The organism is Pantoea sp. QMID4, from assembly GCF_030270445.1.
In the GTDB taxonomy this organism is placed as follows: Bacteria; Pseudomonadota; Gammaproteobacteria; order Enterobacterales; family Enterobacteriaceae; genus Pantoea; species Pantoea vagans.
The window spans coordinates 231,152-243,127 of record NZ_BSXL01000002.1 but is presented as its reverse complement, the minus strand read 5'-3'; the positions used below and the strand labels follow the sequence as shown (position 1 = coordinate 243,127).

At 58.6% G+C, this 11,976-nt stretch carries 12 protein-coding genes; 5 read left to right on the top strand and 7 right to left on the bottom strand.

Annotated elements, in window-relative coordinates:
* Positions 1-92: 92 nt before the first annotated feature.
* Together QSK07_RS05970 and QSK07_RS05965 are read right to left on the bottom strand one after the other, a co-directional pair.
* Positions 93-1,832, bottom strand: coding sequence for a penicillin-binding transpeptidase domain-containing protein (locus tag QSK07_RS05970; protein ID WP_098051650.1), 1,740 nt, complete (start codon positions 1,830-1,832; stop codon positions 93-95).
* A 277-nt stretch (positions 1,833-2,109) separates the two neighbouring features.
* On the bottom strand, positions 2,110-4,383 hold the full coding sequence (locus QSK07_RS05965; protein WP_285721096.1) for a molybdopterin guanine dinucleotide-containing S/N-oxide reductase: 2,274 nt from the start codon (positions 4,381-4,383) through the stop codon (positions 2,110-2,112).
* A 192-nt stretch (positions 4,384-4,575) separates the two neighbouring features.
* Here QSK07_RS05965 and galR point away from each other — a divergent pair, with 192 nt between their 5' ends.
* The gene (gene galR, locus QSK07_RS05960; RefSeq protein ID WP_285721095.1) at positions 4,576-5,577 is read left to right on the top strand and encodes an HTH-type transcriptional regulator GalR; all 1,002 of its coding nucleotides are present in this window, start codon (positions 4,576-4,578) and stop codon (positions 5,575-5,577) included.
* On the opposite strand, the gene QSK07_RS05955 is transcribed toward galR, so the two are convergent.
* Positions 5,553-5,846 (bottom strand): hypothetical protein, encoded by a 294-nt coding sequence (locus QSK07_RS05955; protein WP_285721094.1) that lies wholly within the window; start codon positions 5,844-5,846, stop codon positions 5,553-5,555. The two genes, galR and QSK07_RS05955, sit on opposite strands and share 25 nt — an antisense overlap.
* A 194-nt stretch (positions 5,847-6,040) precedes the next feature.
* Between QSK07_RS05955 and nrdD the strand changes: the two genes are divergently transcribed.
* Positions 6,041-8,179, top strand: coding sequence for an anaerobic ribonucleoside-triphosphate reductase (nrdD, locus tag QSK07_RS05950; protein ID WP_285721093.1), 2,139 nt, complete (start codon positions 6,041-6,043; stop codon positions 8,177-8,179).
* Positions 8,176-8,643 carry an anaerobic ribonucleoside-triphosphate reductase-activating protein gene (gene nrdG / locus QSK07_RS05945; RefSeq protein WP_098051654.1) on the top strand — a complete coding sequence of 156 codons (468 nt, stop codon included), beginning with the start codon at positions 8,176-8,178 and terminating at the stop codon, positions 8,641-8,643. Before nrdD ends, nrdG begins: the two co-directional genes overlap by 4 nt.
* Here the strand turns inward: nrdG and QSK07_RS05940 are convergent.
* Positions 8,635-9,270: an NAD-dependent epimerase/dehydratase family protein gene (locus QSK07_RS05940; RefSeq protein WP_285721092.1), complete on the bottom strand. Its 636-nt coding sequence runs from the start codon at positions 9,268-9,270 to the stop codon at positions 8,635-8,637. The two genes, nrdG and QSK07_RS05940, sit on opposite strands and share 9 nt — an antisense overlap.
* A gap of 144 nt (positions 9,271-9,414) precedes the next feature.
* Between QSK07_RS05940 and QSK07_RS05935 the strand changes: the two genes are divergently transcribed.
* Entirely contained in the window at positions 9,415-9,936 is a 522-nt protein-coding gene (locus tag QSK07_RS05935) for a type 1 glutamine amidotransferase domain-containing protein (RefSeq protein ID WP_033731332.1), read from the top strand.
* A gap of 36 nt (positions 9,937-9,972) precedes the next feature.
* On the opposite strand, the gene QSK07_RS05930 is transcribed toward QSK07_RS05935, so the two are convergent.
* Positions 9,973-10,401, bottom strand: a complete 429-nt coding sequence (locus tag QSK07_RS05930; protein ID WP_285721091.1) for a YhbP family protein — start codon at positions 10,399-10,401, stop codon at positions 9,973-9,975.
* A gap of 75 nt (positions 10,402-10,476) precedes the next feature.
* On the opposite strand from QSK07_RS05930, the gene QSK07_RS05925 reads away from it, so the two are divergent.
* Positions 10,477-10,770: a GIY-YIG nuclease family protein gene (locus tag QSK07_RS05925; RefSeq protein ID WP_285721090.1), complete on the top strand. Its 294-nt coding sequence runs from the start codon at positions 10,477-10,479 to the stop codon at positions 10,768-10,770.
* Here the strand turns inward: QSK07_RS05925 and QSK07_RS05920 are convergent.
* Positions 10,754-11,260 carry a GNAT family N-acetyltransferase gene (locus tag QSK07_RS05920; RefSeq protein WP_285721089.1) on the bottom strand — a complete coding sequence of 169 codons (507 nt, stop codon included), beginning with the start codon at positions 11,258-11,260 and terminating at the stop codon, positions 10,754-10,756. The two genes, QSK07_RS05925 and QSK07_RS05920, sit on opposite strands and share 17 nt — an antisense overlap.
* Entirely contained in the window at positions 11,254-11,778 is a 525-nt protein-coding gene (gene ubiT, locus QSK07_RS05915) for a ubiquinone anaerobic biosynthesis accessory factor UbiT (RefSeq protein ID WP_098053092.1), read from the bottom strand. The genes QSK07_RS05920 and ubiT overlap by 7 nt, the downstream gene beginning before the upstream one ends.
* Between the last annotated feature and the right edge of the window lie 198 nt (positions 11,779-11,976).

Sequence of the window (11,976 nt, the reverse complement as noted above, 5' to 3'; positions counted from 1 at the left end):
ACCGCGCGGAGACAGCAGGAAAACGCAACCGAATTCGGGGAAGTGCAACGAGGTGTGTATAACCTTCACGCCTCGCTTACACTCTGATTTAACTAAGATTTATCCGAAGAGCTGGCCGCAGGTTTGGTGTAGATGGCATCCGGCGCAACGTTCATGTGTTTCAGTACCGGCCCCATGATGTTGCCGAATACCGGCGCAGCAACCGAACCACCAAAGTGATCGCCCGCCGTCGGATGGTTGATCATCACCACCAGCGCCACTTCAGGATGGCTGGCGGGCGCGAGTCCGGCGGTGTAGTTGACGTAGCCGCCATCATACTTGCCGCTGGTGCCCATCTTTTCCGCCGTACCGGTTTTGGTTGCCAGACGGTAGCCCGGCACCGCCGCTTTCAGTCCGGTTCCGCCTGGCAGGACATCACTCTCCAGCATATGCACCACCTCTTTCACCGTTTCCGGGTTGGCAACCTGCCGTCCCATGACCGGTGGCGTGACGCGGGTGATCGACAGCGGACGGTAAACGCCATAAGAGCCGAGCGTGGCGTATTCGCGGGCAATCTGCAGCGGCGTAACGCGCAGGCCATAACCAAAGGAGAAGGTGGCACGCTCAATGTCAGCCCAGCGGGCACGGTGCAGCGGGAAGTAACCGACGCTTTCGCCGGTCAGCCCTAATCCGGTCGGCTTGCCCAGGCCAAACGCGTGATAGGTATTCACCAGCGCTTCCGCGGGCATCGCCAGCGCGAGATGAGAGACCCCGATGTCGCTCGATTTTTGCAGAATGCCGGTCATGGTCAGGCGCGGCCAGTGGCCAACGTCACGGATCAGGTGGCCGTTCACGCTGTAAGGGGTAGTGTCGATTACCGAGTCCGGGCGAACCAGATGGCGCTCCAGTGCTTCCATTACCACCAACGGCTTGACGGTCGATCCCGGTTCGTAGCTGTCATTGATGGCCGAGTTACGCATCTGCGCCGGGGTGGCCCCTTCATAGTTGTTGGGGTTGAACGACGGATAAGAAGCCATCGCCAGAATCTCGCCGGTGTCGATCTTTACCAGCACGGCGGCACCCGAGTCCGCCTTGTTAATCAGCACGCCGTCGCGCAGTTTGCTGTAGAGCGTGTACTGGTCATATTTGTCGATGCTGAGCTGCACCGTGGGCGGCTGCGTCGGCGGCTGGTAGTTAATCATCGCGATGATATTGCCCGCCGCATCCTGACGATAAACCTCTTTGCCCGGCTCGCCCTGCAACACTTTATCAAAGCCTTTTTCCAGCCCGTTCAGGCCGACGTTATCCGCGCCAACGATGCCGATCAGCGGCGCAGAGGCTTCGCTCATCGGATAGAAACGGCTGTCGTCATAAACTTCACTGATGCCTTTCAGCTTCAGCTCTTTAATGTCTTTGGCAATGCCCAGTTCGACTTTACGTCCCAGATAGAGGAAGCGACGTTTCGGGTTGGCGGTGATCTGCGCCGCCAGCTGTTCAGGACGGGTGTTGAGTGCGGCCGCAAGATAGGCCCATTTGGCACTGGTAAAATCGGGGTTGCTCTCCAGCACGCGCAGTGGATCGGCAATCACGTCGCGCGATGGCACGCTGAGCGCCAGGGCTTCGCCGTTACGATCCAGCAGCGTGCCGCGGCTGGTGGGCAGCGTGACGGTTCGCAGCGATCGCTGATCCGCTTCGTGCTCCAGCATCGGCTGATTCAGGAACTGCAGGTCCGCGACGCGCGCCAGCAGCACCACCAGACAGGTCGTGACACCGAGGCAGATCAGCCGAAAACGAAAAGGGTTAAAGGGCGCTTTTATCTGGTCTTTTCCCAGTAGTTTTTTAATCCGGGGCATGGCATTCCGCTGCGCAAAATAAAGAGAATAGGCTGGTGCCAGCAGTTATAAAGAAAGCGCTGGCCGTATAACAGGAAAACTGTGTATCAGTTCGTTATTGGCAACGGATTTTTGGCAAAAAAAACCTGCGCATCTGCGCAGGTTGGTGTAATCAAGAAAATCTATTGATGTTCACCCATCAATACCTCTGGGACCCTGAATGTAGCAAAGGGGATTGATCGGCTGCCATCGCCCAAACGCAACAGTTACCCGCAAAATGTAACCAGCCATGAGATCCTTACGCTATTGTGCAATCCTGATGTTTTTTGATTTCTACCAGGCAACTCATGGCGTTTGGTCCCTGCGTCAGGGACGAGGTGCCGATGTCGAGCGTCAGCACGTTGGGGTTACCCGCGCGATCAAAAGGCTGCCACGCTCTGCCGAAGCCCGGATCAAACCAGGCACCGGTGGCGATAATCACCACGCCCTGCGTGACACCCTCAGTAATGCGCACACCCGCCAGCATCACGCCACGGGCGTTGCTCACCTCTATCTCATCGCCTTCCACCAGTCCGCGCGCGGCCGCATCCACTGGATGCATGGCGAGCGTTTCATGTCCCGCCGTTTTGTTGCCCTGCACCGTGTCGGTGGCATCCAGCTGGCTGTGTAACCGGTCGGACGGCTGAATGGAGATCATGTGCAGCGGATAGTCACGGCTGACGGGCGAACCGAGCCACTCCTGCGGTTCACGCCACTCCGGATGACCGGCGAAATCGTCCAGCTGGTAGTCCGCGATGGTCTGGCTGAACAGCTCGATTTTGCCGCTGACGGTTTTGATTGGATTGGCCTGCGGATCGGCGCGGAAATCCGCCATAAACTGATAAGGCTTGCCGCCTTCCGGAATTTCCACAAAGCCGCGCTGCCAGAATTCATCAAACTCCGGAAAATCAATGCTTTTGCGCTGATGCGCGGTGGCGCACTGCTGATAGAGATGCGCGATCCACTGCATCTCACTGCGCCCTTCGGTGAAGGTGTCGCGATAACCGAGACGCTCTGCTAAATCGGCAAAAATATCGAAGTCGTTGCGCGCCTGATGCTGCGGCTTAATCGCCTGATGCATGGCAAGCACAAAGCGGTCACGTGACGAGCCGCCGATGTCGTTGCGCTCCAGCGTGGTCGTCGCAGGCAGCACGATATCCGCCATCTGCGCCGCTGGCGTCCAGACGATATCCTGCACCACCACCGTATCAGGCCGTTGCCAGCCTTCCACCAGCCGGTTCAGCTGCTGATGATGGTGGAAAGGATTGCCGCCCGCCCAGTGCACCATGCGAATGTCGGGATAGTGCAGCGTTTCGCCCTGGAAGCTATAGGGCTGACCGGGATTGAGCAGCATATCGCTGATGCGCGCCACCGGAATCGACAGCCCCGAAGGATTGGGACCGGTGCTCATCATCGGCGCTGGCCCTTCCTGACGCGGGTTACCGACGCTGTTCATCGACCCGTGACCAAAGGAGAACCCCGCGCCCGGCAGGCCAGGCTGACCGAGCATTGAGGAGAGCGCAATCATCATCCAGTAAGGCTGCTCGCCGCGATGGGCGCGCTGCACAGAGTAGGAGCAGGTAATAAAACTGCGTTTGCCGGTCAGCTGCTGCGCCAGCTGCACGATGCGGTCAGCCGGGATGCCGGTGATACGGCTGGCCCAGCCGGCGGTTTTCGCCACGCCGTCGGTTTCGCCCAGCAGATAGGCGCGCAGCTGCGGCCAGCCGGTGCAGTGGCTGGCGAGAAACGCCTCGTCAACCGCGCCGCGCTGGGTGATTTCGTGACCCAGCGCCAGCATCAGCGCTACATCGGTATTGGGGCGAATCGGGATCCACTCGGCGTTGACAAACGCCGGGCAGTCATCGCGCATCGGGCTGATGTTGATAACCGGCGTACCTTTGGCCGCCAGCTGCATCAGCGCCGGTTTCAGGCTGTGCTGCCCTGCGCCCCCCGAGGCGACCTGGCCGTTTTTCAGCGCCAGCCCGCCAAAGGCGACAAATATTTCGGCATGTTCCACCACCTGCGGCCACTCGGTGACGCGTCCGGTCAGCGGCATATAGGTGCCGATCACATAGGGCAGGAAGAACTGCGCGGCACCCCAGCTGTAGTTACCCTGCTGATCGACGCCGCCGCCGCCCTGAAAGTAGAAGCGACGCACCAGCGTGCGGGCATGGTTGACGCGTCCGGCCGATGACCAGCCGTAGGAGCCGTTGAAAATGCCCGACGCCCCGTAGCGCTCGCGGACGCGGCGATTCTCTTCCGCCACCAGATCCAGCGCGGTTTCCCAGTCCACAGCGACAAAATCTTCCCGGCCACGCAGCGTGCGGTCGCTCTTTTCGCGTGACTTCAGCCACGAGCGGCGCACCATCGGCTGGCGAATGCGTTTGTCGGAGTAGACCAGCTCGGGAATGGTGTGGATCATCGGCGACGGATCGGCATCGGCGAAGAAAGGTTCGCAGCCAATCAGACGATCGTTTTCAGTGACGGCGGTAAACGCGCCCCAGTGCGCCAGATGTGGCACTTTGGTTTTCATCGTTGTTTTTTTCACGGTAGCCAGGTGGGGAACTGAGCATAACATGGTGCGACGTCTCAGCAGAAGATGTGCAGCAGCGGCCGTTTTTGCCCCTTTTTGCGACGACGCTGGCATTCTGTCGGGTTGATGTGTCCGCCCTTTTCCGTAACACTGATGCGATGTGTAAACGTTTTCCCCAAAGCAGGTCAACGCATGGCTACCATAAAGGATGTTGCGCGACTGGCGGGCGTTTCTGTCGCCACAGTCTCCCGTGTAATCAATAATTCTCCCAAAGCCAGCGATAGCTCCCGACAGGCCGTAGGCCTGGCGATGGAGCAGCTTCAGTATCACCCGAATGCCAACGCACGCGCGCTGGCGCAGCAATCGACCGAAACACTCGGCCTGATTGTCGGTGACGTCTCCGATCCCTTTTTTGGTGCCATGGTTAAGGCCGTGGATGAAGTGGCAGGCGACACCGGTAACTTTTTGCTGATTGGTAACGGTTACCATAATGAGCAAAAAGAGCGGCAGGCCATTGAACAGCTGATGCGTCACCGCTGCGCGGCGCTGGTGGTGCACGCTAAGAAAATTCCCGACGCAGAACTGGAAGTGCTGATGAAGCAGGTGCCCGGAATGGTGCTGCTGAACCGGCTGATCAAAGGCTTTGAAAAGCGCTGTATTGCACTTGACGATCGCTACGGCGCCTGGCTGGCGACCCGCCATCTGATCCAGCTCGGCCACCAGAATATCGCCTTTATCTGCTCAACCCACACCATCTCTGATGCCGAAGATCGCCTGCAGGGTTACTACGATGCGCTGAAAGAGCACGGTCTGCCGTGCAGCGATCGGCTGGTGACCTGGGGCGAACCGGACGAAGTGGGCGGTGAGCAGGCGATGACAGAACTGCTGGGACGCGGCAGAAATTTCACCGCCGTCGCCTGCTACAACGACTCCATGGCGGCAGGCGCGCTGGCGGTCCTGAGCGATAATGGCGTCCGCGTACCGGAAGAGATGTCGCTGATCGGCTTCGATGATGTGCTGGTATCGCGTTATGTGCGACCACGCCTCACCACCGTCCGCTATCCGATTGTCACGATGGCGCAGCAGGCCGCTCAGCTGGCCCTGGCGCTGGCCAACGACCTGCCGCTGCCGGAAGTCACTCACATGTTCAGCCCGACGCTGGTGCGCCGTCACTCGGTCAGCGGCCCGGCCTGACGCCGCGGAGGCCGGTTCATCCGGCCATCGCGTTTACTGAAAGGCACGCAGCAGCGTCTCCAGCGGCTGACCCGCGCTATCACCGTTTCATCCTGCACCTCTCCGGCGGCATCCAGAGTCGCCTGCATCCCGGCCACTTCAGCGGCACCAGATGCCTGATGACGAACGTAAGCATTCACCAGCGGGAGGCCCATGGTACTGAGCATTTCGATCGGTTGCACGCCGTGTGCCAGCGGCTTCAGCGTCGCGCTGCTGTTGACGATCGGCATTACCGCACGCGTGTTGGCCTGCCAGCGCCGCAGGAAACCTGAACTTTAGTCCGATTTTTTACATCCGCCGGAATTTTCTGCCGGGTTGAGGCTTCCTTGTTTCAGGTCAAATTCGGGCGCAATAATTCGCAGCAATCACTACATGTAGGGAATAGAATCCATCTGAACCCCATATGTAGTTAACGGAGAGAGAGATGGCGACGGTGGTAATCAAGCGTGATGGATGCCGGACAGGCTTTGATGCGCAGCGTATTGAGCAGGCTGTCATGGCGGCGGCACGGGCAGCAGAGGTCGACGATACGGCCTGGTGCGCGCAGGTCGCTGAGCGCGTTGCTCTGCGGCTGGCCGATCGTCCTGAGGTGGCTATCCGTGAGATTCAGTGTGCGGTAGAAGAGACGCTGATGGCGGGTCCTTATCCGCAGCTGGCGCGCGCCTACATTGAATACCGCCACGATCGCGATGTCGCCCGCGATCGTCAGAGCCAGTTACATCACGCCATTCGCGGTCTGGTCGATCAGACCAACGCGGCGCTGCTGAACGAGAATGCCAACAAAGATAGCAAAGTGATCCCGACACAGCGCGATCTGCTGGCCGGGATCGTGGCGAAGCACTACGCGCAGCAGCAGATCCTGCCGCGGGATATCGTTCTGGCGCATGAGCGCGGCGAGATCCACTATCACGATCTCGACTATTCCCCCTTCTTTCCGATGTTTAACTGCATGCTGATCGATCTGAAAGGCATGCTGACCAACGGCTTCAAAATGGGCAACGCTGAGATTGAGCCGCCTAAATCAATCGCCACCGCCACTGCTGTGACGGCGCAGATTATCGCCCAGGTCGCCAGCCATATTTATGGCGGCACCACCATTAACCGCATTGATGAAGTGCTGGCCCCGTTTGTTGAGCAGAGCTATGCCCGGCATCTGACGATTGCTGAGCAGTGGCAGATTCCGCAGGCTGAACAGTATGCACGCCAGCGTACGGAGAAGGAGTGCTACGACGCCTTTCAGTCGCTGGAGTATGAGGTGAATACCCTGCACACCGCCAACGGCCAGACGCCGTTTGTCACCTTTGGTTTCGGCCTGGGAACGGACTGGGCGGCACGGCTGATTCAGCAGTCGATTCTGCGTAACCGGCTGGCCGGACTGGGCAAAAATCGCAAAACCGCGGTGTTCCCGAAACTGGTATTCAGCATTCGTGAAGGCGTCAACCGCCGGGCGGGCGACGTTAACTACGACATCAAGCAGCTGGCACTGGAATGTGCCAGCAAGCGGATGTATCCCGATATCCTCAATTACGATCAGGTGGTAAACGTCACCGGTTCGTTCAAAACGCCCATGGGCTGCCGCAGCTTCCTGGGCGTTTATGAAGAGAATGGCGAGCAGATTCATGAGGGCCGCAACAACATTGGTGTGATCAGCCTGAACCTGCCGCGCATTGCGCTGGAGGCGGCGGGGGATGAAGCACATTTCTGGACGTTGCTTGATGCCCGCCTGCTGCTGGCTAAGCGGGCGCTGATGACGCGGGTGGCGCGCCTGGAGAAGACCAAAGCGCGCGTTGCGCCCATCCTCTATATGGAAGGTGCCTGCGGCGTCCGGCTGAACGCGGATGATGAAGTCGGCCCTATTTTCCGTAATGGCCGGGCGTCACTGTCGCTGGGCTATATCGGCCTGCACGAAACCCTGAATGCGCTCAGCGGCGGCCACCAGCATCCTTACGATGACGCGGCGCTGCGCGCCAAAGGCGTAGAGATCATTGCGTACCTGCGCGCCACCACTGACTGCTGGAAAGCGGAAACAGGCTACGGCTTCAGCCTTTACAGCACGCCGAGCGAAAACCTGTGCGACCGCTTCTGCCGTCTCGATGCGGCACAGTTTGGCGTGGTGGCGGGCGTTACCGACAAGGGTTATTACACCAACAGCTTCCATCTCGATGTCGGGAAGAAGGTGAACCCTTACGATAAAATCGACTTTGAAGCGCCCTATCCGCCGCTGGCGAATGGCGGATTCATCTGTTACGGCGAATACCCGAACGTACAGCACAACCTCAAAGCGCTGGAGGATGTCTGGGATTACAGCTACGACCGCGTCCCCTATTACGGTACCAATACGCCGATTGATGAGTGCTACGAGTGCGGCTTCAATGGCGAGTTTACCTGTACCAGCCGTGGCTTTACCTGTCCGAACTGCGGCAATCACGATCCGGCTCGCGTCTCTGTTACACGGCGGGTCTGTGGCTATCTGGGCAGCCCGGATGCGCGACCGTTTAACGCCGGTAAGCAACAGGAAGTGCAGCGTCGCGTTAAACATCTGGCAGACGGACCGCTGGGATGATGCATATTCACCGCTACTACGATGTGGATATCGTGAATGGCCCCGGCACCCGCTGTACGCTGTTTGTCGCCGGATGCGAACATCAGTGTCGCGGCTGCTACAACCAGAGCACCTGGCGTCTTGATTCCGGCGTGCCCTTTACGCTGGCGATGGAGGAGCAACTGCTGGCGGATTTGCAGGACACACGCATTCCGCGCCAGGGCTTGTCGCTGAGTGGCGGCGATCCCCTTCATCCGCATAACGTGCCGCACATTCGCCGGCTGGTGAAGCGGGTGCGGCAGACATGTCCCGGTAAAGATATCTGGCTCTGGACCGGCTATCGCATGCAGGAGCTGAATGCGGCACAGCGCGCCGTGCTGGACTATCTCGACGTGCTGATCGATGGCCGCTTTGTTGAAGAGGAGAAAGATGCCACGCTGCAATGGCGCGGCAGCCGAAATCAGATCATCTGGCAGTTACGCTGAATGACGCGGGATGTCGCCCGACTCAATGATGTTGACGCTCTCACCACCTGGCGTGAATGCCTGCTGATGCAGACAGCGTGCCACGTCGCGTGCGTGAACCGCTCGCCAGTTGCCCGGCAGCAGCGAAAACAGCGGTCCCGCCAGGCTTTCGCCCTGTCGTTTCCGCGCGCGATCCCCCAGCAGCAGTGAAGGTCGGACCAGCGTCAGCCGCGGCCAGCCCTGATGGCGCAGCGCATTCTCCATTTCGCCTTTGACGCGATTGTACAAAAACGGTGAGTGACGGCTGGCACCGTGCGCGCTGACCACCAGCATCTGCTTCGCCCCCAGACGTAATCCGCATAACCCGCTGTCTGCCACCAGCGTGTAATCGACATGAATAAAGGCCTGCTTGCTGCCCGCCTGCTTACGTGTGGTGCCCAGGCAGCAGAACACCGTATCCAGCGGACTCTGCAGCGGCCCCAGCACATCGGTGAGATCGGCTTCAACCGGATTCACCACTTTGTGCAACGCGGGCAGTGGCCGGCGGGTGGGCGCGATGATCTCATCAACACGTGGATCCTCAATCAGTAAGCGCAGCAGATGCGACCCGACTAACCCAGTGGCACCGGTCAGTAATACGCGATTCATCTCAGATTCATCCTTATTTCACTGCTGACAGCTTAAAAGATAGCTGATCTTAACGGGCTGGCTTGCGTTTTCACGCTCAGCGACCAGGCTTACAGCGTTATCCGGAAAGCGCCTCGCGCTCCACAAATTTAATGAGGAAAAAAGATGAGCAAGAAAGTGGCGGTTTTGATTACCGATGAATTTGAAGACTCAGAATTTACCTCACCTGCGGAAGCCTACAAAGGCGCTGGTTTTGAGGTAGTGACCATTGAGAAACAGGCCGGTAATGTCGTTAAAGGCAAGAAAGGCGAAGCGGAAGTAACCATCGATCGAAGCATTGATGACGTCAGCCCGGCGGAATTCGATGCCCTGCTGCTGCCCGGCGGCCACTCGCCTGACGCCCTGCGCGGCGACGATCGTTTTGTTGCCTTTACCAAAGAGTTTGTCGCCAGCGGCAAACCGATCTTTGCCATCTGCCACGGTCCACAGCTGCTGATTAGCGCAAACGGCGTGCGCGGTCGCAAGATGACCACCGTTAAAGCCGTTGCCATTGACCTGATCAATGCCGGTGCTGATTTCCATGATAAGGAAGTTGTCGTGGACGGCGATAAGCTGGTCACCAGCCGTACGCCGGACGATTTACCGGCCTTTAACCGTGAATCTCTGCGGATCCTCGAAGCGCTGTAAATCCGCCACGCCCTTTTTCAGCTGAAAGGGGCGTATCTATTTCTCCCGCTGCCAGGCAATTTTCTTGCCGAATCCCAGCGCATTATCCGTCATCTTCATCTCATCCAGCTCAATCTCCCACAGCGGTGCTGACACTTTGCGTGAGACCGGAAAACGTTTCTGGTAAGCCGCTCTGGCGACCCGCTCTGATACCTCATCCAGCCGTCTGACCCGGCCATGATACTGCACCCCTTTAATCAGCATTACAGTTCTGGGCTGGCCATTGACGGTGCCTGCAACCTGCGGATTCTGCACCATGAGTTCACCGTGGCGGGTATCGGGTTCAGTCATAATCCAGAAGACCATGCGCGTCTCATCAAAGACGTAGTAGCAGTTAGCGCACCAGAGTTGATCGTCGGCGTTACAGCAGAGTGAAAGCACATGCTGCTTTCGGAGGTAGCGAACCAGATGGGCGTGATCGGACAAGGTAAACTCCTGACGGTGCACCGGAGCGTGAAGCGCGCTACACTGCCCGGCACCTTTTTTTGGGGATAGATTACGATGGGTCAGCAGTGGCAACTCTACATCGTCCGTACGGCGAAAGGGAGCCTGTACACCGGCATCACCACGGATGTGGTGCGCCGGGTTGCTCAGCACCAGAGCGGACGCGGCGCCCGCGCGCTGCGCGGCAAAGGTCCGCTGGACCTGGTGTTTCACTGTGAGGCGGGCAATCGCGCCAGCGCCTCCAGACTGGAGTATCAGGTTAAGCAACTGACCCGTCAGCAGAAGTTACTGCTGGTGGCGGGTCAGCCGATCAATCTGGAGAGCTGGCTGGGTATTACGGCTGGCGATTAAAAGGTTCGGCGTAGTCGATCTGTCCTTCCGCGCCGTCAAAAGCATTGTTCGCCAGACGGTAAACCTGGAACGTTGACTCTGTTCCCGGCCAGCGACTGCGCAGGCCATGGCGTGCAGCCGGTTCAAAACCAAACCGGCTGTACAGCGCCGGCTCGCCCAGCACCACGACCGCGCTGTAGCCAAATTCATTGAGCGTATCCAGCCCCTCATAAATCAGCTTGCTGGCAATGCCCTGACCGCGCAGCGTCTCATCGACGGCCAGCGGTGCCAGAGCCACCCAGCCGCGATCTTCGCCCTGAACGCTGACCGGACTGAATGCGGCATAACCCAGCACCTGTCCCTCATCATCCGTGGCGACCACGCCCAGGGTCAGCAGGCCATCTTCACGCAGCGCCTGAGTCAGTTCCGCCTCGGCTGAACGGCTGAAGCAGCGTCTGAGTAGTGCGTCGATGCCTGCAGCATCAACACCAATTTCGCTCCGGATCAACATGCGGCACCCGCGCGCGCCTGTGTGGCCTTCGCGTCCTGTTTCATGCCAGCGTCGACACATGCCGCCATCTGCTCAATAGCCGTGCGTAACGCGGTGGGCATAGCTTCGGGTTCAATAGCATCCATTACGTTCTTCACCTCAAGTCCCAGTTCTGTGTCACCTTCAATCACCAGACGGCGTTGAAAGAACAGCATGTCGGGATCTGCTTTACGTGCTGCCACCAGCAACAGATCATTGGCATTGCCCCGAAACCAGACATCCGCTTCGGACTGTTGCAATACCGCCAGTCGGCCATCCTGCAGCGTGGTTATCCATTGCAGATTGAGATCGGCAATCCCGATACCCAGCAGGCGACCGTTCAGAAAGTCTAACTCACCTTCAGCCAAAGCATGGCGAAATTGCCAGTTTAAGAGTTGTTGCAGCAGCAACTTTTTGACCGGGAATGGGGTGAGCGCTACGGGTAACCCTAAGATTTTTGGACCGTTTTTCACAAAATGGGCATGTATCCGCTCTAACACTTTCGTCACTCCCTTCAGAAAATTTTACGTATATTGCCATATCCTTTTCTGCGCGCCTCATCCGGGATCAATAAAAAACGCTGCCATGAAGGGGAAAAAAGCACCGCCAGGCCGGATGAACTGGAATTTCACTGCCCCAAATCAACACGCTCGCCGGACCAGATGCCTAGACTCGACGCCCATCGCATGTTGAGAGGA

What these genes read in the sequence shown, in the direction of transcription:
- QSK07_RS05970 (WP_098051650.1), bottom strand. Translation starts at nt 1,832, where the DNA reads ATGCCCCGGATTAAAAAACTACTGGGAAAAGACCAGATAAAAGCGCCC.
- QSK07_RS05965 (WP_285721096.1), bottom strand. Translation starts at nt 4,383, where the DNA reads ATGAAAACCAAAGTGCCACATCTGGCGCACTGGGGCGCGTTTACCGCC.
- galR (WP_285721095.1), top strand. Translation starts at nt 4,576, where the DNA reads ATGGCTACCATAAAGGATGTTGCGCGACTGGCGGGCGTTTCTGTCGCC.
- QSK07_RS05955 (WP_285721094.1), bottom strand. Translation starts at nt 5,846, where the DNA reads ATGCCGATCGTCAACAGCAGCGCGACGCTGAAGCCGCTGGCACACGGC.
- nrdD (WP_285721093.1), top strand. Translation starts at nt 6,041, where the DNA reads ATGGCGACGGTGGTAATCAAGCGTGATGGATGCCGGACAGGCTTTGAT.
- nrdG (WP_098051654.1), top strand. Translation starts at nt 8,176, where the DNA reads ATGATGCATATTCACCGCTACTACGATGTGGATATCGTGAATGGCCCC.
- QSK07_RS05940 (WP_285721092.1), bottom strand. Translation starts at nt 9,270, where the DNA reads ATGAATCGCGTATTACTGACCGGTGCCACTGGGTTAGTCGGGTCGCAT.
- QSK07_RS05935 (WP_033731332.1), top strand. Translation starts at nt 9,415, where the DNA reads ATGAGCAAGAAAGTGGCGGTTTTGATTACCGATGAATTTGAAGACTCA.
- QSK07_RS05925 (WP_285721090.1), top strand. Translation starts at nt 10,477, where the DNA reads ATGGGTCAGCAGTGGCAACTCTACATCGTCCGTACGGCGAAAGGGAGC.
- QSK07_RS05920 (WP_285721089.1), bottom strand. Translation starts at nt 11,260, where the DNA reads ATGTTGATCCGGAGCGAAATTGGTGTTGATGCTGCAGGCATCGACGCA.